Source organism: Brevundimonas sp. (assembly GCF_030656255.1).
In the GTDB taxonomy this organism is placed as follows: domain Bacteria; phylum Pseudomonadota; class Alphaproteobacteria; order Caulobacterales; family Caulobacteraceae; genus Brevundimonas.
In genome coordinates, this window is record NZ_JAUSOE010000057.1 from 1 (window position 1) to 26,702 (window position 26,702).

Genomic DNA, 26,702 nt, shown 5'->3' on the forward strand with positions numbered 1-26,702 from the left:
GGTCAGCTATCTCGACAGTTTCGAGATCCAGGCCCTGCCGGGCGCCCCGACCTATGACTATGCGGGCACCTGGGGCACGGCGATCGAATCGAACGCCGGCTCCGCGCACCCGGAATGGAAATCGGTCAGTGGCGTTACCTATTCTCGCGAGAACTGGAGCGCCGGCCTGCGCTGGCGTCACCTGTCCGAGATGAGGAACAGCGCCCTGGTGACTTCTCCCACCAGCACGAGCCGCGGCGTCGACGCCTATGATGTGTTCGACTTCAACGCGCGTGTGACCCTGCCGGGGGAGACGAGTTTGCGTTTCACGGTGACCAATCTGCTGAACGAAGAGCCGCCGCAGGCCGGCGACACGGTGGGCAACTTCGACACCCAGAACTACGACACCCTGGGCCGCTATTTCACCGTCGCCGTCACCAAGAGCTTCTGACCGCGTAACCGGGCTGGCGCGCGATCGCCAGCCCGTCCTTTTCTCAGTTCGCCTCACACTGGAAACCCGATGAAATCGAAAATTATGACCGCCACGGCCCTAGTGCTCTCCGCCCTGGCGGCGCCCGCCGCCTTCGCCGCCGAACTGCCCGAGGCCCAACAGGCCGCCATCCTTCAGTCCGTCGATCAGGACGCCGCCCAGATCAGCGAGACCGCTCTTGCAATCTGGGGCTTTGCCGAGGTCGGCTATCAGGAGACCCAGAGCTCAGCCCTGCTGCAGAAGGAGCTGACCGAGGCCGGCTTCTCCGTCACCCCCGGCATCGCGGGTCAGCCGACCGCCTTCGTGGCCAGCTTCAAGAACGGCGACGGTCCTGTGGTCGCGCTCCTCGCGGAGTTTGACGCTCTTCCGGGTCTTTCCCAGGCCGTGGCCCCGACACAGCGGTCCTTGGGACATCGCGCCGGCCACGGCTGCGGCCACAACCTCTTCGGCACCGCCTCCAGCTACGCCGCCATTGCGGTCAAGGAATGGATGATCGCCAACAACATCAAGGGCGAGTTGCGCCTCTACGGCACGCCGGCGGAGGAGGGGGGATCCGCCAAGGCTTTCATGGTCCGCGACGGTTTGTTTGACGACGTTGACGTCGCCCTGCATTGGCATCCGGGCAGCACCAACAGCGCCAGCCAAGGTACGACCAAGGCCAATATCAGCGGTAAATTCCGCTTCTACGGCGTCTCGTCTCACGCCTCGGGCGCGCCGGATCGCGGTCGTTCGGCCCTGGACGCAGTCGAGGCCATGAACAACATGGTCAACATGATGCGAGAGCACATCCCGGATGGCGCGCGCATTCACTACGTCATCACCAATGGCGGCGAGGCGCCAAACGTGGTGCCCAGCTTCGCCGAGTCCTACTACTATGTTCGGGATGGTAACCCGCAGACGGTCCTGGACGTGATCGACCGGGTGAAAAAGGCGGCCGAGGGTGCGGCGCTGGGCACAGGCACGCGGTTCGAGTTCCAGCAGATCGGCGGTGTCTATAGTATGATGCCCAACGGCGCTCTGATGGCCGTCATGGATCGCAACCTGCATCATGTCGGCGGCATTACCTGGACGCCCGAGGAAATCGCTTTCGCCACCGAGATCCAGAAGACCCTGACCAGCCAGCCGCCGCTGTCCAGTGTCGGTGAGATCGAGAAGGCGGAGCTGAAGTTCGACGGCGCCGGCGGCTCGACCGATGTGTCGGACGTCAGTTGGGTCGTGCCGACCGTAGGCCTGTCCACCGCCACCTTCGTCCCCGGATCGGCCGGTCACAGCTGGCAGAACGTGGCGGCCGCCGGCTCCAGCATCGGGGTCAAGGGAACTATGGTCGCGACCAAGACCCTGGCCCTGACCGCCGCAGAACTGTTCGTCAGCCCCGAGACGATAACGGCCGCGACCGAGGAACTACACCAACGGCGCGGGGCCGATTTCGTCTACCGCCCCTTGGTCGGGGATGGGCCGCCCCAACTGGACTATCGCGGCGCGCCGCGCGGCGAGTGATCCGGGCAGCGAGCTGAAATGCTGATCGAGAGCGCCTTCTCAGCAATGCGTCCATCGGCCAGCGATGCTACCCGGCTCTTTAACCTTGCAGTGGCGGTAGCCGAGCGCGGCCCAAGCCTCGGTATCGTCATCGTCGCATGTCGGGATGAACGTCGATGCGATGTCGACCCATCGGCGCGGCTGGGTGCGAAAGTGGCTTACCGGATCGGCTTACTGCGGGCGTCACGGGACCGCCAACGGTCGTCCGTGCCATTCCCGGCGTCGCCGGCGTCAAAAAGCCTCAAGCCGCAGATCGACCGCTTCTGCAGGGAGTGACGAGGCGCAAGACCTCAAGGCGTCGAATAAGGGCCAAGCCGCCGTGTTAAGGTACAGGGCTCCGCTTTCCTCAGAGGATGCTACTCTGGATGCAAGGTGGCGAGCGGCGTTCGGCCAGCCGTTGCCTTTGCTGGGGGCGGGCGACATTGTTAGAACTATCCTCGCTGATCAGACTGCGAAAAGTCCAAAATCAAAAAGGTAGCCCGAGCGCGGCCGGCGAGAGATGCAGGGTCTTGGGCCGGGAGACGCCGCCGGTCTTGTGACGAGCCGGAGGGAGCAGAAGCAAGCCTCGTTGCAGATCGACTTCCGCCCACCGCAAGCCGAGGATTTCACCTCGCCGCGCACCGGTCAGCATCAGGAGGCGAAAGAAGGAGGCCTGAGCCAGGGTGATGCTCCGCGCCTTGTTCAGCGCGTCGATGGCTCGCCAAATGGCCGCGCCTTCCTCGTCGGCCGTGCGTGCCAAATGTGCTGACTGGAGCGCCGCCAGCCAGAATCACGCAAGGCTTTGGTCGATCGAACTTGGCGACATGGAAATCAGCTTCAAGCCGACCGCCCCCTGGCTTTGTTCCGGGTTGGTCGGCCCGCGATGCAACTGGTGCAGGCCCTGAATTGGTTTCGCAAGGTCTGGGCGCGCGACGATGAGGCGTCGGACGTGGATTACGCGCGCCTCCGGCGCTTACTGAACGATCCTCCATGAGCAGGAAACTCAAAGCGGATCTCGCTTCTGGCATTATCTACCGCTTGGATGCAGGACGCCTTCAGTCCATTTATCGTCGATGAACGGGCGGCGGAACAAATCGGCGGACGGCCTCACGAACCCGGCGTTCGACAGGATAATCGCAGCCTCCGACTAGGAGCGTTCGGTCTCTTCGCCGCCACGGCGCAGAGACGGGGGCAATGCTCAAAAACGCCGAGCGAATCAGCGCCGCACATCAGAGGGCCTTTCAAACTCACACCGATCCGATCAGGCCCTTCAGGCGATAGGCGGCGACGATTCGGGCGGTCTTGGCCTGGGTGGCGTTAGCGGCGGCGGCCGTGGCTTCGCGCTCGGCGTTCAGCAGGTCGATCTGAGGTTTCAGGCCGACGCGGACTTCGTGCCGGACGCTGGTCAGGGCCTGGACTGCGGCGGCGCTCTGTTCGTCGGACGCCTTGGCCACCAGTTCGGCGGTGTGGATGTCCTGCCAGGCGGCGAGAACCTGTTCCTCCAGGCCCATGCGGGCGGCGCGCAGACGGGCGGAGGCGGCGCGCACATCGGCGCTCGTCTCGGCGATCTTGCCCGACGTCAGGCCGCCGCTGAACAGGGTCCAGCGGCCGCGGATGCCCACAGTCGCGCTGTCGGCGCGATAGTCGGGGAAGAACTGATCCCGAACCGAACCCGCCTCGACGAAGGCGCTGACGGTCGGCAGGCGTTCGCCGCGCGCGGCGCGGGCGGCGGCCTCGGCCGCCTCAAGATCGGCCCGCGCCTGACGCAGGGCGGGACTGCCGCCGACGGCGACCGCCATCGCCTCGTCGAATGAGCCGGGCAGAGGCGGATTGGGCGGAATCGGTTGCAGATCGACCGGCTCCAGGCCGGTCAGATTGCGGTAACGGGCGCGGGCGGACACCTGCATTCCCTCCGCACGGGCCAGGTCGGCGCGGGCCTCGGCGGCGCGTGACGCGGCCTGGGCGACGTCCGTGCTGGGGGTTTCGCCGGCCCGGAAGCGCTCGCGCGCCTGTCGCTCGATTTCCACTGTCTGGGCCGCCAGCGCGCGATAAAGCCTCAGGACTTCATCGGCCGCCAGCATGTCGCCATAGGCTTGGACCACCGCCAGGACGACCTGGCCCTGAACGGCGTCGCCGCCGGCGTCGGCTGCGGCCATGCCGGCGCGGGCGCGGGCAATCCCGGCCGCCGCACGCCCGCCGGTGAACAGGGGCTGTTCCAGCGTCAACTGGGCCGCCCGAGGCGTGACGTCCGCCGCGCCCAGACCGAAGAATTCCTTCGGGTCCAGCCGGCCCTGGCCGACCGTGCCGCTGAAACTTAGCGACGGGGCGCGGGCCGATTGCGCCTGCTGCAATCGGCCCTTCGCGGCGTCGCCCTCGGCGTCGGCGGCGGCGATCTCGGGCGCGTGGGCGAGCGCGGCGGCGATGGCCTCGTCCAGCGTCGTCGCCTGGGCCAGGCCCGGCGTGGCCAGGAAAAGAGCCAAGGCCCAGGGCGCAGCGCGGCGCAGGCTCATCGGAAGGCGTTTCCCGGACGCAGGCCCAGGGCCTTGAACGCCATGGCCGCCGGGCAGAAGCCGGTGAAACCGGACTGGATCATGTTCAGCCCCGCGAAGACGGTCAGGGCGATCCACCACGGATGGACGGCGTAGGACAGCGCCACGCCCGCCAGCACGACGCATCCGGCGAAGATCACAACAGCACGATCAAGGTTCATCGGTAGGCTCCAGATTTAGAGGGAGGGGTCACATGCGAAGCTTGCGGATGCCCATGATGTGCATCGCCAGCCGCTCGTAGGAGGGTTCGCTTTCGCCCCTGCGCACCTTGCGCAGGAAATATTTCTCGAAGCCGACCTTGGCCAGGTGGACCCATTTTCCGCTCGCGGCCCAGTTGACGTTGCGCGGCGGGATCTGCGGCTGGGCCACAAAGGCGACGCCGCCGTCGCCGAAGTCCGCCAGGCAGACGGCGTTCCAGGTCGCCTCGGCCTCAGGCGTTTCGCCGGCGATCAGGGCGGCCAGATTGGCGGCGACGGCGGTGACCATGCTCTCGATCATGAAGCCGGTCTTGGGCACGCCCACCGGGACCGGCGTCGGGCCCGTCGGGGCGATGGCGACGCAGACGCCTAGAGCGAAGATCTCCGGGAAAACGGGGTTGCGCTGGTGCTTGTCGATCAGGATGAAGCCGCGCGGATTGGTCAGGCCCGCGATGTCGCGCACCGCAGGCACGCCTCGGAACGCCGGCAGCATCATCGAATAGCCGAAGGGCAGCTGATGGGTCTTGGCGACGGCGCCGTCGTCAGCGATCTCCTCGACGTGCATCAGGCCCGGCTCGACCTTGGCGACGCGCGCATTGGTGATCCATTTGATGTGCCGCTCACGCAGCTTGCTTTCCATCAGGGACTTGGTGTCCCCGACGCCGTCCAGGCCGAGATGGCCGATATAGGGTTCGGCGGTGACGAAGGTCATCGGCGCCCGGTCGCGGATCTTCCGACGTCGCAGCTCGGTGTCCAGGATCAGAGCGAACTCATAGGCCGGGCCGTAGCAGGACGCGCCCTGGACGGCGCCCACGACGATCGGACCGGGGTTCTCCACATAGGCGTCGAACATGTCGGCGGCGTGCGAGGCGTGCGACGTCTGGCAGACTGACACCGTGTAGCCATCCGGCCCCAGCCCTTCGATCTCATCAAAGGCCAGGTCCGGGCCTGTCGCAATTACAAGATAATCGTAATCGACACTGTCGCCGTTGTTTAACTCGACGCGTTTTTCCGCAGCGTGCAGCCGTTTCGCCCCCACCGCCGTGAAGCCGATCTTCTTGCGGGCGAAAATGGGCGGCAGATGAACCTGGATCTCCTCCGGCTCTCGCCAGCGAACCGCGACCCAAGGGTTTGAAGGAACGAAAGAATAGGTCTCGGACTCGGCGATCATCATCACCTCAGCGCGACCCTTGACGGCCGCTCTTATCTCATAGGCGGCGATGGTGCCCCCCAGTCCGGCGCCGATGATCACAATCTTGGGCTTGGCCATCTTTCCCTCCCGCAGGCGTTTCCATCGCCCTTATGTGGCTTGACCGAATATAATGATTACATGATATACACAATAATAAAAGTATGACACCGCATTCGGCGGGTCCATGGAGGTCGAAAATGTTCGGATTTGGAAAGCCCAAGGCCCATCGGGAGATCGGCCCGGCCGATCTGAAAACCATGCTCGCCCAGGATCGGGTGGTGCTGGTCGATGTGCGTGAGCCGGGAGAGTTCGCCGCCGAGCATATCGCCGGCGCCGTCAACCTGCCGCTGTCGTCCTTCGACCCCGCCCGCCTTCCCCCACCCGACGGAAAGACGGTCGTCCTGCAATGCGCGGGCGGAAAGCGGTCGGGCATGGCGCTGGAGCGCTGCGCCAAGGCCCAGGCCGCGATCGATACGCATCTGGCGGGCGGACTCGGCGCATGGAAGTCGGCGGGCCTTCCGGTCGAGCGCGGCTGACGTGCGATTGATCGGCGGGGATGGTGGAAGGACGACGGCGATGAAGATGTGGACCCTGATGGCTGCGGCCGCGCTGACGCTGTCGGCGTGCGGCGGCGCGGATGAAAAGCGCGAGCCGGCCGCCAAGGCGGCGCCCGCCGGCGAGCAACTCGTCCTGGCCTCGAACCTCCTCGCCGACACCAAGACGGTGGCGGGCGAAATCACCACCCGCGACCAGTCGCAAGCCCGGGCGCGCATCTCCGGCGTCCTGGTCGTCCTGTCGGTGCGCGAGGGCGATATGGTGAGCTGCGGCCAGCAAATCGGACGGGTCGTCGATGACCGGATCGGGTTCGAGACCAGGGCCTATGGCGCCCAGGTCGCCGCCGCCGAGGCCGAGGCGACGCGCGCCCGCGCCGACCTGGGACGGATCCAGGACCTGTATGACCACAATGTCTACGCCAAGGCGCGCCTGGATCAGGCCGTCGCGGCGTCACGCGCCGCAGACGCCCAGGCCGCCGCCGCCCGGGCCGAACGCGGCGCCAGCGCCAGCATGGCCGGCCAGGGCGCGATCCTGGCGCCGGCTGCGGGCCGGGTACTGAAGGTCGAGGTCACGGCTGGATCCGTGGTCAGCCCCGGAATGTCCGTCGCGACGATCACAGCAGGCCCGCCCGTGCTTCGTCTCGAACTGCCCGAATCCCTAGCCGGCCAGGTCAAGCCCGGCGCGCGCGTCCTGCTGACGGCGGACGACTTGCCGGCCGAGGCGCGCCAGGGACAGGTGACGCAGGTCTATCCCGCCATCGTCGGCGGCCGGATTCAGATCGACGCGACTGTTCCGGGCCTGACCACCGAACTGGTCGGCCGCAGGGTCGCCGCTTCGATCGAGATCGGCCAACGTCAGGCCCTGACCGTACCCCGGCGTTTCGTCACGACGCGCTACGGCCTGGACTATGTGGAGGTGATGTCGCCTGACCGGAAATCCAGCGCGGTCCCGGTCCAGACGGCCCCCACGAACGACCCTGAAACGGTCGAAATCCTGAGCGGCGTCAAGGCCGGCGACAGGCTGGTCGCGACGAGGACGCAAGGATGAAACTGGGCCTTTCCGGGCGCCTGACGCGCTTCACCATCACCTCGCCGCTGACGCCGCTGTTCCTGCTGGCGGCCATCGCGGTCGGCCTGTTGGCCCTGTTCTCGATCCCGCGCGAGGAAGAGCCGCAGATCAGCGTGCCCATGGTCGATATCCAGGTCGCGGCGCCCGGCCTGGCGGCCGCCGATGCGGTCGAACTGATCGGGATTCCGCTTGAGACCATCGTCAAGAGCGTGAACGGGGTCGAACACGTCTATACCCAGGCCGAAGACAATGGGGTCCTGGTGACGGCGCGCTTCCTGGTGGGGTCGAATCCCGAGGACGCCGCCATACGGATCGAAGAAAAGCTGCGCGCCAACCAGGACCGGATTCCGGTCGGCGTCCCCGACCCCAAGGTGACGGTGCGCGGGATCGACGACGTGCCGGCCATCGTCCTGACCCTGACCCCGAAACCGGGCGCGGCGGGCCAGTGGACCGACCAGGCCCTGTATGATCTGGCGCACAAGCTGCGCACCGAAATCGCAAAGGTCGATAACGTCGGTCTGACCTTCATCACCGGCGGCCGGCCCGACGAGATCCGCATCGCCCCGGATCCCGCAAAACTGAATCAATATGGCGTGCCGCTGGGCCGCGTGATCGAGGCGGCGTCTCAGGCCAACCGCAGCTTCCCGGTCGGCAATGTCCGCGAGGACGGCCAGGCGGTCGCCGTCACCTCCGGCCAGACCCTGTCGTCAGCCCAGGACATCGGCCTGCTGACCGTCCGCTCCGTCACGGGCGCGCCGGTCTATCTACGCGATGTCGCGGACGTGGCCCAGGGACCGCGCGAGGATCAGGCCCGCGTCTGGCGCTGGGCCCGGCATGACGGCCAATGGGCCAGCACGCCGGCCGTCAGCATCGCCATCGCCAAGCGCGCCGGCGCCAATGCGGTGGTGGTGTCTGAAGCCGTGCGTCAGCGCGTCGAAAACCTGGAAGGCAAGCTGATCCCCGAGGGGGTCGAGGTCGCCGTCAGCCGCGACTACGGCGAGACGGCCAATGAAAAGGCCAATGAGCTGCTGTTCCACCTGGCCTTGGCGACCGTGTCGATCGTCGTGCTGATCGGCTTCGCCATCGGCTGGCGCGAGGCCGGCGTCACCGCTGTGGTCATCCCCACCACCATCCTGCTGACCCTCTTCGCCTCCTATGTGATGGGCTACACGATCAATCGCGTCAGCCTGTTCGCCCTCATCTTCTCCATCGGCATCCTGGTCGACGACGCCATCGTCATGATCGAGAACATCGCCCGTCACTGGGGAATGCGCGACGGCCGCAGCCGGACGGAGGCGGCCGTCGAGGCGGTGGCCGAGGTCGGCAATCCCACCGTCGTCGCCACCCTGACCGTCGTGGCGGCCCTGCTGCCCATGCTGTTCGTGTCGGGACTGATGGGGCCCTATATGGCCCCCATCCCGGTCAACGCCTCGGCGGCGATGATCTTCTCCTTCTTCGTGGCTGTGGTGATCGCGCCCTGGCTGATGATCCGGTTTGCGCGAAAGACCCTGGCTCACGGCCAGCACGATCAGGCTCACGAAGACGGCGGCGGCAAGCTGGGGCGGCTTTACGCCCGTGTGGCGCATCGCGTGATCGACAACCGGTCCTCGGCCCGCAACTTCCTGATCGGCGTCGGCGTCGCCACCCTGGTCGCCTGTTCGATGTTCTACTTCAAGGCGGTGACGGTGAAACTGCTGCCCTTCGACAACAAGTCGGAGATTCAGGTTGTGGTCGACATGCCCGAAGGGACCAGCCTGGAAGCCACCTCCCGCACCCTCGACGAGGCGGCGGCCCAAATTCGCACCCTGCCCGAGGCTGACGCCATGGAGGCCTATGCGGGGGCTTCGGCGCCGTTCAACTTCAACGGTCTGGTGCGGCACTATTTCCTGCGCGACCGGCCCGAGATGGGCGATCTGATGATCTCCCTGCTGCCCAAGGATGAGCGCAGTCGGTCCAGCCACGCCATCGCGCTGGATCTGCGCGACAAGCTGAAGGCCCTAGCCCTGCCCGCCGGGGCGTCGATCAAGGTGGTGGAGACCCCGCCCGGCCCGCCCGTGCTGGCGACCCTGCTGGCCGAAATCTACGGCCCCGATGCGGAGACCCGGCGCAAGACCGCGCTTGAGGTCGAAAAACTGTTCCGCTCGGTTCCCTATATCGTAGATGTCGACAACAGTTTCGGCCAGGAACGGCCGCGACTGCGGCTGGTCCCCGTGCGGGATCGTCTGGACTATTACGGCCTGTCCGAACGCGAGCTGCAGGATTCCATCGGCGCGATCCTGGCCGGGTCCACGGTCGGCTACGCCCCGCGCAGCGACGGCCGCTCGCCCCTGCCGATCACTGTCGCCCTGCCGCAATCCGCGCGCAGCTGGAGCCGCACCCTGGCCACGACGCCGGTGGCGGTGACGACCGGCCCTTCAGGCCCGCGCCTGATCGAACTCGGCGAAGTGGTGGACGGCCGCCGCGAGGCGGGCAGCTACGCCGTCTTCCGTCGCGACGGACGACCGCTCGACATGGTGACTGCCGAACTGGCCGGCGAATACGAGGCGCCCATCTACGGCATGCTGGCGGTCAATCGCGCCATCGAGGCCCATGACTGGGACGCCCTGGGCCTGCAAAAACCCGCCATCCGGCTGAATGGTCAGCCTGAGGATGAATCCGTTCCCACCCTGCTGTGGGACGGCGAGTGGGAGATCACCTGGGTCACCTTCCGCGACATGGGCGCCGCCTTCATGGTCGCCCTGCTGGGGATCTATGTGCTGGTCGTGGCCCAGTTCCACAGTTTCAAACTGCCCCTGGTGATATTGACCCCGATCCCCCTGACCCTGATCGGCATCGTCATCGGCCATATGCTGTTCGGCGCGCCCTTCACCGCGACCTCGATGATCGGCTTCATCGCCCTGGCGGGCATTATCGTGCGCAACTCCATCCTTCTTGTGGACTTCATCCGGCACACGGCCTCGCCTGACAAACCCCTGCGCGACGTCCTGATCGAGGCGGGGGCCATCCGGTTCAAGCCGATCCTTCTGACCGCCCTGGCGGCCATGATCGGGGCGGCGGTCATCCTGACCGATCCGATCTTCCAGGGTCTTGCGATCTCGCTCCTGTTCGGTCTGGCCTCCTCGACCTTGCTGACCGTCCTGGTCATTCCGGCCATCTATGTGGTGCTGCGGGATGACGGAAAACCCGCGACCCGATGACGCCGCACCGAGCCCCCTTGGCGGATCTGGCCAGACACGCCCACGAAGCCGCCGGAGTGCTGAAGCTGCTGGCCAATGAGCATCGCCTGCTGCTGCTCTGCCGGTTGACGCAGGAGGAGCGGTCGGTCGGGCAGCTCGTGGCGCTGTGCGGCCCGTCCCAGTCCGGCGTCTCTCAGAATTTGAGACGGCTGCGCGAAGGCGGGCTGGTGAAGACCCGGCGTGACCGCTCGACCATCTATTATAGCCTTGCCGACGATGAGGTTCGTCAGCTCATCGACATTCTATGTGACCGCTTCGGCCGCCCACGGAGCCCTGACTAGACGAAAGGACCCCGGCCCCTCCGCCTCGCCTTATCGACGGGCGACCGGAGTGACGCGGGCGAACTGGGCGGCGTCGCCGCGCGGCCGGGCGGACGCATCGGCGGTCCGCACCGAAACCCCGGCAGGGGGCTGGGCACGGGCGGCGACCGCCTCGCCGTCGCCGCAGAAGATTTCGTACAACATGCCCATGACCGCCTGAGCCCGATCGTCGGCGATCGAATAATAGATCGACCGCGACTGCCGCCGGGTCTTGACCAGGCCGTACTGGCGCAGCTCCGCCAACTGTTGCGACAGAGCCGGCTGTTTGATGCCCAGATCCGCTTCGAGCTGCCCGACCGATCGCTCCTCTGCGGCGATGTGGCAGAGGATCAGCAGCCGATTGGCGTTCGCCAACTGACGCAACAGTTCGGCGGCCTCGGGCGCCTTGTCCTTCAGCCGTCCCATGGCCGCGGCCTGGTCGTCGTTCATGCGCGGCGCTCGCGATAATACCAGGGCGCATCACCGTCGCCGTGTGCCAGGGCCGCATCCAGAGTGGTGGCGGCCGGCTCCAGCAGGGGCTCGCCGGGCGACCATCCGGCCGGCGTCGACGCCTGCTCACGGTCGGCGGTCTGCAGCGCCGTCACCAGCCGCAGCAGTTCATCGACCGATCGGCCGATGTTCATCGGATACCAACTGATGGCGCGCACGATCCCGGTCGGATCGATGACGAAGCTCGCCCGCACCGTGGCGCTGTCGCTGGAGCCGGCGTCGACCATGCCGAAGGCGTGACCGATGGCCATGGACGGATCCTCGATGATCGGGAAGGCCACCTTCACGCCGAAGCGGCGATAGATGTCCTTCAGCCAGGCCAGGTGGGAATAGAGGCTGTCGACCGACAGGGCCATCAAGTCGCAGCCCAGGGCGTCGAAGGCGTCCGCCCGCCCGGCCAGGGCGATGAACTCGCTGGTGCAGACCGGGGTGAAATCGGCCGGGTGCGAGAACAGCACCAGCCAACGCCCGCGATAGTCGCTGAGCCGTTTCTCGCCCTGGGTCGTCCGCGCGATAAAGTCCGGCGCCGGATCATTGATACGAAGGGCGCGCAGGGCGCCGGGGCTGTTTTGCGGGGCGGTCTCAATCAAATCCATGAGCGGAAACTAGAAATTTCCAATCCATTTCGCCACCACAAAATACATATCTGCAAAAACTATGAAGGTGTATATATCGCTCTCGGAAACGAGACGATCCATGTCCTCGCAATCACAAGACCCCATCCGCGACCCGGCCAGCGAAGTCGTGCGCGCAGCCTTGGCGCGTCCCGAAGCTGGCGGGCGGATGAGCATTGTTGCGCCGAACCGCTGGCCCTGGCCCCCGCTCATCACCGGCGGGGCCGCTGTCGTCGCGGTCGTCCTGTCGTGGATATGGACGCCCCACTCTTTGACTTCCGGCGCCTTTGCAGTCGGCGTCCTTCTTGTCGCACTCGCTCTTGGCCTCGACCTCTGGGCGATGCTGGAGATGCGGCGGCGGCGTGCGAACATCCTGCCGCACCGTCCGGCGACCGCTCTGGTCAGCACCGGCCCGTTCGCCTGGAGTCGCAATCCAATCTATCTGGCCAACGCCCTGCTGCTGCTCGGCCTCGGCGGTCTCCTCGACAACGCCTGGTTCCTTATCGCCGCGCCGATCGCCGCCTTGGCGACCGACACGCTCGCCATCCGCCGCGAGGAGCGGCATCTGGCGCTCCTGTTTGGCGCAGATTGGGTCCTCTATTCGGGTCGCGTACGCCGCTGGTGCGGTCGGCGAAGGCGGCATGGCGCCGTCCATCCCTTGGCCTAGTTCAAGCGGCTTGACCCGCTCGATGACTGTTACGTCAGGTGAGGCCATACCATGAGCTTTCCCTCTTGGTTGGATTGTGGGCGGGCCGTTCGAGAGAGGGGCCTCGCATCGCTCTGCGACAGTGAGGGCCGTCCTTGCGTCAGCGCGCCGCGCGAGGGGCCTGCCATGTTCGCCCCCTGGAGAATTTGCCGAGCTAACAACGCCGGGGCGATCTCTGCATTTCGATATCGAAATTGGCTCGGCTCATTATCGGGGAAAGCGGGCGAAATCGTCGGTCGTGACGTTGTCCAGCTCGGCGCGGTAGCGGGCGTAGGCAGGGTTTTCGGGTGCGATCAGGCCGAACGCCCACTCCGCTGCTGGCGGCGATGGAACAAGGGCGATGGGAACCGCCGCCGGCACCAGCTGTGATCCGTGGCCGACCATCAGCGTGGTCAGAATTCCGTACAGCGCCCCCCTGATCGTGGGGCGACCGAGCACCGCCATCCGATACTGCCCATCGACATTGGTCACCAGATAGGTATGCCCGGACAGGTGGGGGACCGACACGTTGCCTCGCTGCGAAAAGGCGCTGTCGAGGCGTTCGGATTCCGAGAAGACCAGATGCGCCTCCCCGACGTTCCAGACGATGTCCGTCAGATAGGCGTAGATGTGGTTCGGGTAGCCGAATGACGGTCGCAGCGTCAGATAGCGTCCTTCGAGCCAGCGCACGGCGCCGCGGGAATAAGACCCCATGGCGTCCGGAGAAGCCACTGGCGCCTCAAAACTATGAGATGTCGGCTGGCTCGGTCGCAAAGCCACGCCCAGCGCCTGTTCCAGACGAATGACGGTCGCCAGAGTGAAGGCGCGGCGGCCCGACAGGGCCTTCTCCAGCGTCGAGATGCTGATCCGCGCCATGTCCGCCAGCGCCTGTCGCGACAGACGGCGCCGAGCCAATTCCTCGCGTACACAATGCGATATCCGCTCGGCCTCGGTGTCGATCACGCCGTCCCTCGTCCCTGAAGATGTGAGGGAATGCGCACATTTCCGCACATGTCGTCAAGTCACGGACAGGACGCGAAAAGCCGGGCGGAAAATGGCGGACATTTGCCCGGTTTTCGCGTGGCTGTGCGCACGATCCAAGGCCTAGTCAAAAGGCTCCATCAAGGAGCCTGGCCCATGAATTCGTCCCCCTTCCCCACCCAGCGTCGAAGCGGGTCACCGCTGATCGGGGCGGTGTCCCTGCTGCTGATTTCAATCATGCTGGTGCTCAGCCTCGCGCCCGCCGTCAGCGCGCGGCAGGCGGCGCCGGCGGATGACATCACCTCCGGGGTTCTGGTCTTGAAGACCCGCTCGGGGGCCACGCCCGCCGCCGTTCAACTGGGCACGGACATGGACGTGACCATCACCGGCCAGACCGCACGGGTGAAGGTGGTCCAGGCCTTCCGCAACACCGGCCGGGACTGGGCCGAGGCCACCTATTTTTATCCCCTGCCGGAAGACGGCGCGGTCGACAGCCTGAAGATGGTCATCGGCCAGCGGGTCATCATCGGCCGGATCAACCGCCGGGAGGCCGCCCGTCAGATCTATGAGCAGGCCAAGGCCGAAGGACGCGGGGCCGGACTGGTCGAGCAGCAACGACCGAACATGTTCACCAATCGCGTGGCCAACATCGGGCCCGGCGAGACGGTCCTGATCGAGATCGAATACCAGGCTCCGGTCCGGCGGGTCTCGGGCGAATACAGCTTCCGCCTGCCTCTGGTCGTCGGCCCCCGCTATGTCCCCGCCACTGCCGGAGGCGCCCCGGATGTCGCGACCGCCCGCGCCGTCGGCGCGCCGGTCCTCGATCCGCGCCGTCATGCGCCGACGAATCCAGTGTCCATCACCGTGCATCTGAACCCGGGCTTTACGCCCACGGGCGTCGTCAGCCCCTATCATCCGATCCGCATCGCGAACGGAAAGGGCGCGGAGCGCACCATTTCGCTGACCCAGACCACGGTTCCCGCCGATCGCGATTTCGAGCTGCGCTGGCGCTCGGCCCAGACCGACCCGTCGGTCAGCCTGTTCCGCGAACGCCTGAGGAACCAGGACTATCTGATGGCGGTGATCGAACCGCCGGCTGCGGGTCGCCGTCGTGCGGCGCCCTCCCCTCGCGAACTGATCTTCGTCATCGACAACAGCGGCTCCATGTCGGGCGACTCGATGGACCAGGCCCGCGAGAGCCTGAAGCTGGCCTTGCGCAGCCTGACGCCCGCCGATCGGTTCAATGTCATCCGGTTCGACGACAGTCTGACGGAGCTGTTCGATCAGCCCGTCTCGGCGACGCCCGATCAGGTCAATCTGGCTTTGCGTTTCGCCGGCCAGCTGGCGGCCCAGGGCGGCACCGAGATGCTGCCGGCGCTGAGGGCCGCGCTGGTCGATGACACGCCATCGGACCGCCGCGTGCGCCAGGTCATCTTCCTGACCGACGGTTCGATTAGCAACGAGGACGATATGCTGAGGGTTCTGGGGGCGGATCGCGGTCGCAGCCGGGTCTTCATGGTGGGGATCGGCAGCGCCCCCAACAGCTTCCTGATGAGCCGAATGGCCGAGGTCGGGCGGGGCACATACACCCATATCGGCGACACGCGTGAGGTCATCGCCCGGATGTCCGCCCTGCTGGATCGCCTGACCCGCCCGGTCGTGACCGACCTGCGCGTCTACGGTCAAGGCGGGGACGCCGAGTTCACGCCCGTGGACCTGCCCGACCTGTACGAGGGCGAACCGCTGGTCGTCCTGGGTCGCAGCGGCGCCCGGCTGGGCCGGATGACGGTGTCAGGAATGCTGGACGGTCGTCCGTGGACCCGCCGCATCGACCTCAGCCAGGCGGTCGATGGCCAGGGGATCGGCAAGCTTTGGGGCAAGCGCCGGATCACCGACATCGAGGTGGCCAACCGCCTGGGCCAGACGACCGATGAAGCGGCCGCAGAGGCGATCGCGCAGCTGGGTCTCGATTTCTCGATCGTCACCCGCGAAACCAGTTTGGTCGCCGTGGACACCACGCCCCGCCGCCCCGAGGGCGCGCGTCTGACCGAGGAAGAACTGCCGCTGAACCTGCCCAAGGGGTGGGACTTTGACGCCCTGTTCGGCGGGCCCGTTGCGACCGCCGGCGCGGCCGGAGACGCAGCGGCCGGGGATCCGCTGGAGCCCTTCGACCTGCCCCAAACCGCCACGACGTGGGAGCGCACGCTGTGGAGCGGGCTGGGCCTGATGATGATCGCCGGCCTGGGTCTATGGATCGTCCGTCGGCGGAGGCTGGTGTGAGCGCCGCGATCAAGACGATGATGAAAGGACGGCGCCCGTCGGGCGCCGCCCCCTTCGCCTTGGTCGTGACCCTGATCCTCGGCTTGGGGCTTGCCGGCCAGGGCCTGTTCATTCCCGCCAAGGCGGCCCTCGCGCAGGTCCTATTGGATCGCGCCTTCTCTCGCGCCCTGGAGCGCGGTTCGCCGGTCAAGGCCTGGCCGTGGGCCGACACAGCCCCGGTCGCCCGGATTACGGCGCCGCGACTGGGCGTCAGCGAGATTGTTCTGTCGGGCGGATCGGGCGAGGCCATGGCGTTCGGACCCACCCATCTTCCCGGCAGCGCCACGCCCGGCCAGCGCGGCACGGCCGTCTTCGCGGCCCACCGCGACACGCATTTTCGCTTCCTGAAGGATCTGCGCCAGGGCGATCTCCTACGGGTGGAGGACATCCACGGCGCGCGAACCTCTTATCGTGTCGAAGGCGGCGATGTCGTCCGTAACGACCGGTTCGGCATCGACCGCCACGCGACGACGCCGATCTTGGCCCTGAGCACATGCTGGCCGTTCGATTCAGATGTGAGGGGGCCGATGCGCTACGTCGTCATGGCGCGCCGCCTGTCCTGATCAATCCGCTGGTGAAGAAGCGGCGCCAGCCGGCCGACAGGCGCCGAAAGCCTTGCCGCCGTCGGATGAAACACCGTGTCGCTTCAGATGCTTCGGGGGCTGAGCATCTCCACACGTCTTGGTAGCGATTGGATGATATTCAAACGAGGAAATCAATCGGGGAAAGACCGGGACGCAATGTTGGGCAAGGGAAAACGATCGGCGTCGCTGGTGCTTGAAGAAGCCGTCGAGGCCCTGCGAACCAATGTGATGATCGCGGACAAGGATCTGAACATCACCTATCTGAATCCGGCGGTTCAGGAACTGCTGCAGACGGCCGAGGCGGATCTGCGCAAGGAACTTCCGAACTTCAGCGTCGCCAAACTGGTCGGCAGCAACATCGACATCTTTCACAAGAACCCGGCCCATCAGCGCGGGATGCTGGCGGCCCTGACCAAGCCGCATTCGGCGACCATTCGCATCGGCGAACTGGCGTTCGACCTCCACGTCAGCCCGTTGAAGAGACGCGGCAAGCCAGCCGGTTTTGTCGTCGAGTGGTCGGACGCTCACCACCGTCTCGCCAGCGAGGATTTCGCGGCCCAGATTCAGGCGATCGGTCGATCCCAGGCGATGATCGAGTTCAAGCTGGACGGCACGGTCGTCAACGCCAATGAGCGATTTCTCGATGTCATGGGCTACCAGCTCAATGAAATCGTGGGCCGCAAACACGAGATCTTCGCCGAACAGGAATACCGCGACAGCCCCGACTATCAGCAGTTCTGGGCGGCGCTCGAGAGCGGAGCGTACCAATCCGGCGAGTTCAGGCGGGTCCGCAAGGACGGGGGCGTCGTCACGATCCAGGGCTCGTACAATCCCATCATCGGTCCGGACGGCAAGGTGGCCAAGGTAGTCAAGTTCGCTACGGATGTGACGCAGCGCGTGGAGGCCGTAGGCGTGATCGGCGACGCGCTGACGGCGCTGGCCGGGGGCGACCTCCAACGGCGGATAACGACCAAATTCATACCGGAGCTCGACAAGCTTCGCGTTGATTTCAACAGCGCCGTTGAAACCCTCCAGTCGGCCATGACCAGCGTCGGCGCGACGGCGGGTGCGATCCGCGCGGGGGCCGACGAGATCGGCGTCGCGTCCGACGAATTGTCGCGCCGGACCGAACAGCAGGCCTCAAGCCTGGAACAGACCGCTGCGGCGCTGGATCAGCTCACCTCGACCGTCAACAGCAGCGCCGCCAATGCACAGAAGGCGGCCGCCGTCGCGCTCGGCGCCAGGGGGGACGCCCAGCGCTCGGGTGACGTCATGGGCGAGGCGATCTCCGCCATGTCGGAAATCGAGCGATCCGCCGTTGAAATCACCAACATCATCGGGGTGATCGACGAGATCGCCTTCCAGACCAATCTTCTGGCCCTGAACGCGGGCGTCGAGGCGGCGCGCGCTGGAGACGCCGGCCGCGGCTTCGCCGTTGTCGCCTCCGAGGTGCGGGCGCTCGCCCAGAGATCTGCGGAAGCCGCCAAGGAAATCAAGGGACTCATCGCGGGCAGCACGCAGCAGGTCGCCAAGGGCGTCAAACTGGTCGGTGAAACCGGAGAGGCTCTGGGGATCATTGTCGAGCGCGTGGCGGAAATCGACGGACTGATCAGCGAGATCGCCACCTCCGCCCGCGAACAGTCGTCGGGCCTGAGCGAAGTGAATGTGGCGGTCAACCAGATGGACCAGGTCACCCAGCAAAACGCCGCCATGGTCGAGGAGTCCACGGCCGCCTCGCATTCGCTCCGTCAGGAGACCGAAGGCCTGATGGCGATGATCGGGCGGTTCGAGCTGGGAACGGCGGAAACCTCGCCCCGGCCCAAGGCCTCGCCCGCCCCACGCCCGGTCCGCCTCGTCGCCGTCGGCGGCGGACGGGCCCAGGCTGCGCCGGCGACATCGGACTGGGAGGCGTTCTGAAGGCGATCCTTCGGAACGGCATGGACGCGATTCAGGAACGGAGGGGAAGCAGGCTCACACGCCGAGCGTGGGGGCCTGTTCGGGCCTGGGTGCGAAGCCTCGGGGCTGCGGCGCCGTGTCTGCATCCGTCGTAACGGAACAATCGTGCTCGCCCAGGGCCGCGTTCATCCGGGACAGGACGGCGAGGGCGGTCGAGAGGTCCTGGAGCGAGACGGCGCTTTCGACGCTGTGTTGCACGCATGAGGAACAGGCCGACCAGACGTGGGCGGCCTCTCGCCCGCGGTCTGTGAGACGCAGGAGGTGGGCGCGGCGATCCCCCTTCAGGGCCTGGCGCTCCACCAGGCCGGCAGCAAGGAGGCCGGACACGCGCGTCGACATGACGGCCTCAGACAGCGCCAGCGCATCGGCCGCCTCTCTCTGGGTCAGGCCGGAGGGGCGTTGGGTCAGAAGATTGAGGACCGCCAGCTGGCCCGCGGTCAGGCCGCCTTCCGCCAGCACCTCGTCCACCCGCGTCGTCCATCGACGCGCAAGCAGGATGACGGCGGATCGCAGCATGGTCCCCACCGCGTGGTGATCGGCAGGTCCGCAGGTCCGCACGCCGCCATACTTGGGGCATTGGCACGCCGTCTTGTCCCAGCAGCCGACGGTTTCGACGCTCTCTACCATCGTGGCCTCTCGTTTTCGAAGTCGAGAGTCCCCGAAAGCCCAGACGCGCACAATAAGGAGTATTCCTGCCCTGTTCGAACCCTTCGGCGACGTCTGGGGCGCGCCGTTTGCGCTTCCAGCCGGGGGTGTCTGTATGAAGCGCGTAAGGAGGATGAGCCATGTCGGTTCTGAGGTTGGTGCTGGGCGACCAGCTGTCGGACGACCTGTCGGCCCTGGACGGTCTGGAGCCTGAGATCGACGCGGTCCTGATGGCCGAGGTGCGCGACGAAGCAACCTATGTCCGCCATCACAAGCAGAAGATCGCCCTGGTGTTCGCGGCCATGCGCGGTCACGCCGAGCGGCTGGCGGCGCGGGGCGTTCGGGTGCGCTATGTGCGGATCGACGATCCCGACAACAGCGGCTCGATCACCGGCGAACTGGCTCGGGCGCTGGAGGGCGGCGGTTGCGACCGGGTGGTGATGACCGAATGCGGCGACTGGCGCCTGGCCGAACATCTGGCCGCCTTCGCCGCAGGGGCGGGGGTTCCGGTGGAGATCCGCGAGGATCGGCGTTTCGTCTGTTCGCACGACCGGTTCCGGCGCTGGGCCACGGGCAAGTCGCAGCTGCGGATGGAGTTCTTCTATCGCGAGATGCGGCGCGAGGCGGGCCTGTTGATGGACGGCGCCCAGCCCGAGGGCGGGCGCTGGAACTATGACGCCGAGAACCGCAAGAAACTGCCGCGGGGCCTGACGCCGCCGGCGCGGCTGCGCACCCCGCCGAATGCGACGACCCAAGGCGCGATTGCGGATGTGGAGCGGCTGTTCGGGGACCATTTCGGGGCGCTGGAGGGGTTCGGCTGGCCGACGACGGCGGCGGAGGCCGAGGCGGGCCTGGCGCATTTCCTTGACGCCATCCTGCCGTCGTTCGGCGACTGGCAGGACGCCATGGCCGAGAACCAGCCGTGGATGTGGCACGGGCTGATTTCGACCTCGCTCAATCTGGGTCTGCTCGATCCGCTGGACGTCTGTCGCCGAGCCGAGGCGGTCTATCGCGCCGGGCGGGCGCCCCTGAACGCCGTCGAGGGGTTCATCCGCCAGATCCTGGGGTGGCGGGAGTTCGTGCGCGGAATCTATTGGCTGAAGACGCCCGAATATCGGTCGCGGAACTTCCTGGACGCCGACCGGCGCCTGCCCTGGTTCTACTGGTCCGGGGACACGGACATGGCCTGTGTGGCCGACGCGGTGCGCACCAGCCGCGACAACGCCTATGCCCACCATATCCAGCGGCTGATGGTGACGGGCAATCTGGCCCTGTTGCTGGGCGTCCATCCCGACGCCGTGGACGACTGGTATATGGCCGTCTACGCCGACGCTTATGAATGGGTGGAGATGCCCAATACCCGGGGCATGGCCCTGTTCGCCGACGGCGGGATCGTGGGGTCCAAACCCTATGCCGCGTCCGGGGCCTATATCGACCGGATGAGCGACTATTGCGGCGGCTGTCGCTATGACGTGAAGAGCAAGAGCGGCGACGCCGCCTGCCCCTTCAACCGGCTGTATTGGGGCTTTCTGGAGCGCAACCGACCCCGGCTGAGGGACAATGTGCGCCTGGCCATGCCTTATCGCACCCTGGACGGTTTCGGAGAGGCGAAGCGCGCCGCGTTAGCGGCCGAGGCGGAAGCCTGCCGGCTGTTGCTGGGCGCGACGCCGATCAGACCTTGATGTCGAGATAGGAGCCGGGACGCATGATCCGGGGCTCTTCGCGTTCCGGCGGAGCGGGGGCCGGTTCGACGGGGCGGGCGGGATTGGCGGTGCGCACGGTGGACATGACGGCGGCGGCCGGCGCGGTCTGGGCCTGACGGGGTTGAACCCGTGAGGCCTGATCCAAGGCGGTGCGGAAGAAGGCGGCCTGCGCGTTTCGCGCCGTCGGCAGGTCGAGACCTTGCGACGGGACGGGCTGCGGCAAACCGGGGCGAATCGCGCTCATGCGCAATCGTTAACGCATCACGGCCTAACAATCATTAACGCGGTCTCTAGAAAGAAAGTTAACGCGGTCCGGATTCGGCCGTAGGCGCGGCGCGCGGCGGGGCCTGCATCGAGGCGACCAGCCGTTCGATGTCCGCCTCGTTCAGCAGCGGCCCGGACTGTTTGGCCGTGATCCGGCCCAGGGCGTCCACGGCGAAGGTCTCGGGCACGCCGGAAATGCCCAGGTCCAGTCCGGCCCGGCCCTCGCGGTCCACCAGAACCATGGAATAGGGATCGCCCAGCTCGTCCAGGAAGGCGCGCGTCGCGACCGGCTCGTCCTTGTAGGCGACCCCGACGACGGCGACGCCGCGGGCCTTCAACGCCAGCAGTTTCGGATGCTCGATCCGGCAGGGGGCGCACCAGGAGGCGAAGACATTGACCAGCATCGGCTTGCCGACGCCCGCCGTCTTGAGGTCCAGATTGCCGGGGCCAGCGGTGTCGCCGGTGAGCATGGGCAGGACCGTCTCGGGGATGGGCTGGCCGACCATGGCGTCGGGCTTGAAGGCGGGGTCGCGCTTCAGGGACCAGCCGATGAACAGGGCCGCGAGGCCGGTCAGAACGACCAGAGGCAGCAGGGCCAGCCAGCGGTTCATTCTTGTTGTCCTACCGCGCGTCGCGCTGCTTGAGGACGCGGGGTGTCTGCGGCTTCTGACGGCGCGTCCGCTTCCAGCCGCGCCAGTTCGCGCTTCCAGCGGCGCGAGGCGATGACGGCGCGGATGACCAGGGCGGCCAGCACAAGGGCGCTGACGCCCCAGGCGGGCCAGACGAAGGCGGCGTAGGGGGCCATGTCGAGGTCGAGCATCTTACGCTTCCAGGGCTTGGCGGGCGCGCAGGGTGATGACGCGGCGGCGGCGGATCTCGGTGCGGATCGCCGTCAGCCACAGGGCCGCGAACAGCACGCCATAGGCGGCCAGCATGGTCAGGAAGGGCGGCAGATAGACCGGGTCCAGGCCCGATGCGCCCGGCGTCAGGAAGCTGGCCGGCTGGTGCAGGGTGTTCCACCAGTCGACCGAAAACTTGACGATGGGCAGGTTGATCAGGCCGACCAGACCCAGGACGGCGGCGGCGCGCGCCCCCTTCTGTTCGTCGTCGATCGAGGCCCTGAGCGCCATATAGCCGAGGTAGAAGAGGAACAGGACGAGGACGCTGGTCAGGCGCGCGTCCCACACCCACCAGGTCCCCCACATCGGCTGGCCCCACAGCGAGCCGGTGAACAGGGCCAGGGCCGTGAAGGCGGCGCCGGGCAGGGCGGCGGCGCGGGCGGCGGCGTCGGCCAGGGCGTGGCGAAACACCAGGGCGAAGAAGCTGGAGACGCCCAGCGCGGCATAGACGCCCAGGCCCCAGACGGCGGCGGGGACATGGACGAACATGATCCGGACCGTATCGCCCTGCTGATAGTCGGCGGGGACGGTGAAGCTGAGCCATGCCCCTACGGCCAGCAGCACAGCGGCGACCGTCCAGAGCACGGGCGTCAGCGGGCCGGTGAAGGCCATGAAACGCTGCGGGTTGGACAGGCCGAACATGGCTTCAGCGATTACGCGGCGTCGGGACGGCGGGCAAGCGGCGGATCGCGTCATCCCTGGGCGTTGCGAACCGCTGCGGCCCCGGCGAAGGCGGCGATGACGCCGGCGAACAGGACGTAGGCGCCCAGGAAGGCCAGGGCCGGGCCGGGCGACTGGCCCGAGGCGGCGCGCTCCAGCGCTCCGGCGCCGAAGACGACCGGGGGAATGAACAGGGGCAGGACCACGACGGCGATCAGCAGGCCGCCGCGTTTCGCCCCCAGGGCCAGGGCCGCGCCCAGGGTTCCGGTGCAGGCGAAGCCCGCGCCGCCGATCAGGGCCGACAGGGCCGTGAGCGGGATCAAAGCCGGCGGCAGGCCCAGGGCCAGGGCGGCGACCGGGGCGGTCAGGGCCAGGGGCAGGCCGACGGCGATCCACTGGGCCAGAGCCTTGATCAGGACGACCGATTCCAGCGGCAGATGGCCGAGCGCCAACAGGTCCAGCGCCCCGTCCTCCAGATCCCGCTCGAACAGCCGCTCCAGCGACAGCAGCGAGGCGAGGGCCAGGGCCAGCCATGCGATCCCGCCGGCGACGGGCGAAAGCGTGCGCGGATCGCCGCCTACGGCGAGGGGCAGGACGGCGGTCAGACAGATGAAGAAACCGCAGGCCAGCAGGGGGCCGCCCCCGCCGCTCCAGGCCAGGTCCAGCTCCCGCTCCAGCAGCACGCGCGTCGCGCCGCGCAGGCCAGGTGGGCGGGGTTCGGCGTCGACAGGACGGCTCACGTCAGGCCTCCCAGGTCCAGGGTGCGGGCCGGGAGGGGCAGAGGGTCGTGGACGGCGGCGAGGATCAGGCCGTCGGCGTCGAGATGGCGGCGCATCTGGTCGGCGAAGGCCACGCGCCAGCGGGCGTCCAGCGGGGCCATCGGCTCGTCCAGCAGCCACAGGGCGCGCGGCGAGCCGACCAGCCGGCCCATGGCCAGACGGCGGCGCTGGCCGGCGGACAGGCGGCGGACTTCAAGGTCCAGCAGGGGGGCGAGGCCGAAGGCTTCGACCGCATCGTCCATGCCGCATTGGACGTGGCCAAGCCAGTCGCATTGGAAGCCCAGTTCATCGCGCGCCGTGCGGCCGGTCTTCAGCCCGTCCTGATGGCCGAGGAAATGGGTTTCGCGGCCGCGCGCCAGACGCTCGTCCAGCGGATTGCCGTCGCCGTCATGGAAGGCGACCTCGCCGGCGTCGGGGCGCAACAGGCCGGCGATGGTGCGCAGCAGGCTGGTCTTGCCTGCGCCATTGGCGCCCGTCAGCACTACGGCTTCCCCGGCCTGAAGGCGCAGGTCGAGGCCTTGGAACAGGAGGCGCTCGCCGCGTGTGACGGTCAGGTCGGAGATCGAGAGGGTGTGGATCATGACGGCGACACTCTCCCTCCCCGTTCCGGGGAGGGGCGTCGCGGAGCGACGGGGCGGGGGCGGCCCGGCGAGGGCGCATGTCTTGGAAACAAGGCGAGCGATGGGTCATGCGGCCCGCCCCACCCGGCCTCGCTCCGCTCAGCCCCCCTCCCCGGAACGGGGAGGGAGAAAATACGCATTGTTTTGAGAACCTTTCTCAATGTCCGCGTCGAGGGTGTGGACACTTGGACGGTGCGCGATGAGCGGACTATAGGCACGATTGCCGCAGCAGGCTTTCGCCGCGCGCGCAGGGGCCCTGTGAGCCGCTGCGTCTGCCGCGCGAAGGCGCAACCGGATTGTCGGGCGGCGCTGACCAGAGGAAGACTCCATGCCGTCGAACGACAGCTTTAAGACCCGCCAGGACCTTTCCGTCGGGCGTAAGAAATACGCCTATTACAGCCTTCCCGCCGCCGAGGAAGCCGGTCTGACCGGGATTTCCCGTCTGCCGCGCTCGATGAAGGTGCTTCTCGAGAACCTGCTGCGCAACGAGGACGGGGTTTCCGTCACCGAAGCTGACCTGAAGGCGGTCGCCGCCTGGGTCGAGAACAAGGGCTCCGTCGAGCACGAGATCGCCTTCCGCCCCGCCCGCGTCCTGATGCAGGACTTCACCGGCGTGCCCGCCGTGGTCGACCTGGCCGCCATGCGCGACGCCATGAGCGCCCTGGGCGCCGACGCCGCCAAGATCAATCCGCTGGTCCCGGTCGATCTGGTCATCGACCACTCGGTCATGGTCGACCACTTCGGCACGGCCAAGGCCTTCGGCCAGAACGTCGAGCGCGAATATGAGCGCAACATTGAGCGCTACAACTTCCTGCGCTGGGGTTCGTCGGCCTTCAACAACTTCCGCGTCGTGCCCCCCGGCACCGGCATCTGCCACCAGGTGAACCTGGAGAACCTAGCCCAGACCGTCTGGACCCTGGACGAAGGCAAGAAGACCGTCGCCTATCCCGACACCGTCGTCGGCACTGACTCGCACACCACCATGATCAACGGCCTGGCCGTTCTGGGCTGGGGCGTCGGCGGCATCGAGGCCGAGGCGGCCATGCTGGGTCAGCCGATCCCGATGCTGATCCCCGAGGTCATCGGCTTCAAACTGACCGGCCGCCTGCCGGAAGGCACGACCGCGACCGACCTGGTGCTGACCGTCACCCAGATGCTGCGCAAGAAGGGCGTGGTCGGCAAATTCGTCGAGTTCTTCGGCCCCGGCGTCATCAGCCTGACCATCGAGGACCAGGCCACCATCGCCAACATGGCCCCGGAATACGGCGCCACCTGCGGCTTCTTCCCCGTCTCGGCGGCGACCATCGGCTATCTGACCGCCACCGGCCGCGACAAGGCCCGCGTCGCGCTGGTGGAGGCCTATGCCAAGGCGCAAGGCCTGTGGATCGACGAGACCTCGGAAGATCCGGTGTTCTCGGACGTGCTGGAACTGGACATGGCCTCGGTCGTGCCGTCGATCGCCGGACCGAAACGTCCGCAGGACAAGGTCGAGCTGACCGTGGCCGCGCCGTCCTTCGAAACGGCGCTGGGCGAGGTCTTCGGCCGCGCCGTCGATGCCCCGCGCGTCAAGGTCGAGGGTGAGAAGTTCGACCTCGGCGACGGCGATGTGGTCATCGCGGCGATCACCTCCTGCACCAACACCTCCAACCCCTCGGTGTTGATCGCCGCCGGCCTGGTGGCGCGCAAGGCCCACAAGCTGGGCCTGAAGGTCAAGCCGTGGGTCAAGACCTCGCTGGCCCCCGGCTCGCAGGTGGTCACCGACTATCTGACCGCCGCCGGCCTGCAGGCCGACCTCGACGCCATGGGCTTCAACCTGGTCGGCTACGGCTGCACCACCTGTATCGGCAACTCGGGCCCGCTGTCGGACAGCATCTCGAAAGCGATCAACGACAACGGCCTGGTCGCCACCTCGGTGCTGTCGGGCAACCGCAATTTCGAGGGCCGGGTGAACCCCGACGTCCAGGCCAACTATCTGGCCTCGCCGCCGCTGGTCGTGGCCTACGCCCTCGCCGGCTCGATGCGGATCGACATCTCGAAGGATCCGATCGGCAAGGACAAGAAGGGCAAGGATGTCTTCCTCAAGGACGTCTGGCCGACCTCGGCCGAAATCGCCGCCATCCAGAAAAAATGCGTCACCCCGGCCATGTTCGCCAAACGCTATGCCGACGTCTTCAAGGGCGACAAACACTGGCAGAACATCAAGGTCGAAGGGGGCCAGACCTACGCCTGGGACGAGGCCTCGACCTATGTCGCCAACCCGCCCTATTTCGAGGGCCTGTCGATGGAGCCGGCGCCGATCGTCGACATCGTCGAGGCCCGGGTGCTGGCCATCTTCGGCGACTCGATCACCACTGACCACATCAGCCCGGCCGGTTCGATCAAGAAGACCTCGCCCGCCGGCGC

Annotated in this window: 25 protein-coding genes and 1 pseudogene; 12 read left to right on the forward strand and 14 right to left on the reverse strand. The window is 67.1% G+C overall.

Annotated elements, in window-relative coordinates:
• Nucleotides 1–430: pseudogene (locus Q7J26_RS06220) on the forward strand (TonB-dependent receptor); the annotation flags it as partial.
• A gap of 69 nt (nt 431–499) precedes the next feature.
• Nucleotides 500–1,966: an amidohydrolase gene (locus tag Q7J26_RS06225; RefSeq protein ID WP_304935629.1), complete on the forward strand. Its 1,467-nt coding sequence runs from the start codon at nt 500–502 to the stop codon at nt 1,964–1,966.
• 505 nt (nt 1,967–2,471) lie between these two features.
• Here the strand turns inward: Q7J26_RS06225 and Q7J26_RS06230 are convergent.
• From Q7J26_RS06230 to Q7J26_RS06245, 4 genes are all read right to left on the reverse strand, one after another.
• On the reverse strand, nt 2,472–2,744 hold the full coding sequence (locus tag Q7J26_RS06230) for a tyrosine-type recombinase/integrase (RefSeq protein ID WP_304935630.1): 273 nt from the start codon (nt 2,742–2,744) through the stop codon (nt 2,472–2,474).
• Nucleotides 2,745–3,231: 487 nt separating this feature from the next.
• Nucleotides 3,232–4,494 (reverse strand): TolC family protein, encoded by a 1,263-nt coding sequence (locus tag Q7J26_RS06235; protein ID WP_304935631.1) that lies wholly within the window; start codon nt 4,492–4,494, stop codon nt 3,232–3,234.
• Nucleotides 4,491–4,694 carry a DUF2892 domain-containing protein gene (locus tag Q7J26_RS06240; RefSeq protein ID WP_304935632.1) on the reverse strand — a complete coding sequence of 68 codons (204 nt, stop codon included), beginning with the start codon at nt 4,692–4,694 and terminating at the stop codon, nt 4,491–4,493. The genes Q7J26_RS06235 and Q7J26_RS06240 overlap by 4 nt, the downstream gene beginning before the upstream one ends.
• Before the next feature lie 28 nt (nt 4,695–4,722).
• Nucleotides 4,723–6,000 carry an NAD(P)/FAD-dependent oxidoreductase gene (locus Q7J26_RS06245; protein WP_304935633.1) on the reverse strand — a complete coding sequence of 426 codons (1,278 nt, stop codon included), beginning with the start codon at nt 5,998–6,000 and terminating at the stop codon, nt 4,723–4,725.
• A 119-nt stretch (nt 6,001–6,119) separates the two neighbouring features.
• On the opposite strand from Q7J26_RS06245, the gene Q7J26_RS06250 reads away from it, so the two are divergent.
• From Q7J26_RS06250 to Q7J26_RS06265, 4 genes are read left to right on the forward strand one after another with little or no spacing between them, the layout of a single operon-like run.
• Nucleotides 6,120–6,458: a rhodanese-like domain-containing protein gene (locus tag Q7J26_RS06250; protein WP_304935634.1), complete on the forward strand. Its 339-nt coding sequence runs from the start codon at nt 6,120–6,122 to the stop codon at nt 6,456–6,458.
• 40 nt (nt 6,459–6,498) lie between these two features.
• Entirely contained in the window at nt 6,499–7,524 is a 1,026-nt protein-coding gene (locus Q7J26_RS06255) for an efflux RND transporter periplasmic adaptor subunit (RefSeq protein WP_304935635.1), read from the forward strand.
• Nucleotides 7,521–10,742, forward strand: coding sequence for an efflux RND transporter permease subunit (locus Q7J26_RS06260; protein WP_304935636.1), 3,222 nt, complete (start codon nt 7,521–7,523; stop codon nt 10,740–10,742). The genes Q7J26_RS06255 and Q7J26_RS06260 overlap by 4 nt, the downstream gene beginning before the upstream one ends.
• A 17-nt stretch (nt 10,743–10,759) precedes the next feature.
• Complete coding sequence (locus Q7J26_RS06265; RefSeq protein ID WP_304935637.1) at nt 10,760–11,062, forward strand: helix-turn-helix transcriptional regulator; 303 nt, start codon at nt 10,760–10,762, stop codon at nt 11,060–11,062.
• Nucleotides 11,063–11,092: 30 nt separating this feature from the next.
• On the opposite strand, the gene Q7J26_RS06270 is transcribed toward Q7J26_RS06265, so the two are convergent.
• Nucleotides 11,093–11,530, reverse strand: coding sequence for a metalloregulator ArsR/SmtB family transcription factor (locus tag Q7J26_RS06270; RefSeq protein WP_304935638.1), 438 nt, complete (start codon nt 11,528–11,530; stop codon nt 11,093–11,095).
• Complete coding sequence (locus Q7J26_RS06275) at nt 11,527–12,186, reverse strand: peroxiredoxin (protein WP_304935639.1); 660 nt, start codon at nt 12,184–12,186, stop codon at nt 11,527–11,529. Before Q7J26_RS06275 ends, Q7J26_RS06270 begins: the two co-directional genes overlap by 4 nt.
• 100 nt (nt 12,187–12,286) lie before the next feature.
• On the opposite strand from Q7J26_RS06275, the gene Q7J26_RS06280 reads away from it, so the two are divergent.
• Nucleotides 12,287–12,871, forward strand: a complete 585-nt coding sequence (locus tag Q7J26_RS06280; RefSeq protein ID WP_304935640.1) for an isoprenylcysteine carboxylmethyltransferase family protein — start codon at nt 12,287–12,289, stop codon at nt 12,869–12,871.
• 246 nt (nt 12,872–13,117) lie between these two features.
• Here the strand turns inward: Q7J26_RS06280 and Q7J26_RS06285 are convergent, their stop codons facing one another.
• Nucleotides 13,118–13,852: a helix-turn-helix transcriptional regulator gene (locus Q7J26_RS06285; protein ID WP_304935641.1), complete on the reverse strand. Its 735-nt coding sequence runs from the start codon at nt 13,850–13,852 to the stop codon at nt 13,118–13,120.
• A 174-nt stretch (nt 13,853–14,026) separates the two neighbouring features.
• Between Q7J26_RS06285 and Q7J26_RS06290 the strand changes: the two genes are divergently transcribed.
• From Q7J26_RS06290 to Q7J26_RS06300, 3 genes are all read left to right on the forward strand, one after another.
• A complete protein-coding gene (locus Q7J26_RS06290) occupies nt 14,027–16,150 on the forward strand; it encodes a marine proteobacterial sortase target protein (RefSeq protein WP_304935642.1) in 2,124 nt (707 codons plus the stop codon).
• On the forward strand, nt 16,147–16,752 hold the full coding sequence (locus Q7J26_RS06295) for a class GN sortase (protein ID WP_304935643.1): 606 nt from the start codon (nt 16,147–16,149) through the stop codon (nt 16,750–16,752). Before Q7J26_RS06290 ends, Q7J26_RS06295 begins: the two co-directional genes overlap by 4 nt.
• A 177-nt stretch (nt 16,753–16,929) precedes the next feature.
• Nucleotides 16,930–18,690, forward strand: coding sequence for a methyl-accepting chemotaxis protein (locus Q7J26_RS06300; RefSeq protein WP_304935644.1), 1,761 nt, complete (start codon nt 16,930–16,932; stop codon nt 18,688–18,690).
• A 54-nt stretch (nt 18,691–18,744) separates the two neighbouring features.
• Here Q7J26_RS06300 and Q7J26_RS06305 read toward each other — a convergent pair whose 3' ends face one another.
• The gene (locus tag Q7J26_RS06305; RefSeq protein WP_304935645.1) at nt 18,745–19,356 is read right to left on the reverse strand and encodes a MarR family winged helix-turn-helix transcriptional regulator; all 612 of its coding nucleotides are present in this window, start codon (nt 19,354–19,356) and stop codon (nt 18,745–18,747) included.
• A gap of 158 nt (nt 19,357–19,514) precedes the next feature.
• On the opposite strand from Q7J26_RS06305, the gene Q7J26_RS06310 reads away from it, so the two are divergent.
• Nucleotides 19,515–21,056: a cryptochrome/photolyase family protein gene (locus tag Q7J26_RS06310; RefSeq protein WP_304935646.1), complete on the forward strand. Its 1,542-nt coding sequence runs from the start codon at nt 19,515–19,517 to the stop codon at nt 21,054–21,056.
• Here Q7J26_RS06310 and Q7J26_RS06315 read toward each other — a convergent pair.
• From Q7J26_RS06315 to ccmA, 6 genes are read right to left on the reverse strand one after another with little or no spacing between them, the layout of a single operon-like run.
• Nucleotides 21,046–21,321 carry a hypothetical protein gene (locus tag Q7J26_RS06315; RefSeq protein WP_304935647.1) on the reverse strand — a complete coding sequence of 92 codons (276 nt, stop codon included), beginning with the start codon at nt 21,319–21,321 and terminating at the stop codon, nt 21,046–21,048. The two genes, Q7J26_RS06310 and Q7J26_RS06315, sit on opposite strands and share 11 nt — an antisense overlap.
• A gap of 58 nt (nt 21,322–21,379) precedes the next feature.
• Complete coding sequence (locus Q7J26_RS06320) at nt 21,380–21,952, reverse strand: DsbE family thiol:disulfide interchange protein (RefSeq protein ID WP_304935648.1); 573 nt, start codon at nt 21,950–21,952, stop codon at nt 21,380–21,382.
• Nucleotides 21,949–22,161 (reverse strand): heme exporter protein CcmD, encoded by a 213-nt coding sequence (ccmD, locus tag Q7J26_RS06325; protein ID WP_304935649.1) that lies wholly within the window; start codon nt 22,159–22,161, stop codon nt 21,949–21,951. The genes Q7J26_RS06320 and ccmD overlap by 4 nt, the downstream gene beginning before the upstream one ends.
• A 1-nt stretch (nt 22,162) precedes the next feature.
• Nucleotides 22,163–22,882 carry a heme ABC transporter permease gene (locus Q7J26_RS06330; protein ID WP_304935650.1) on the reverse strand — a complete coding sequence of 240 codons (720 nt, stop codon included), beginning with the start codon at nt 22,880–22,882 and terminating at the stop codon, nt 22,163–22,165.
• 50 nt (nt 22,883–22,932) lie between these two features.
• Nucleotides 22,933–23,640 carry a heme exporter protein CcmB gene (gene ccmB, locus Q7J26_RS06335; protein WP_304935651.1) on the reverse strand — a complete coding sequence of 236 codons (708 nt, stop codon included), beginning with the start codon at nt 23,638–23,640 and terminating at the stop codon, nt 22,933–22,935.
• Entirely contained in the window at nt 23,637–24,260 is a 624-nt protein-coding gene (ccmA, locus tag Q7J26_RS06340; protein WP_304935652.1) for a heme ABC exporter ATP-binding protein CcmA, read from the reverse strand. The genes ccmB and ccmA overlap by 4 nt, the downstream gene beginning before the upstream one ends.
• Before the next feature lie 367 nt (nt 24,261–24,627).
• Here ccmA and acnA point away from each other — a divergent pair.
• Nucleotides 24,628–26,702: aconitate hydratase AcnA (gene acnA, locus Q7J26_RS06345; protein ID WP_304935653.1), on the forward strand; the 2,075-nt coding region annotated here is incomplete at its 3' end.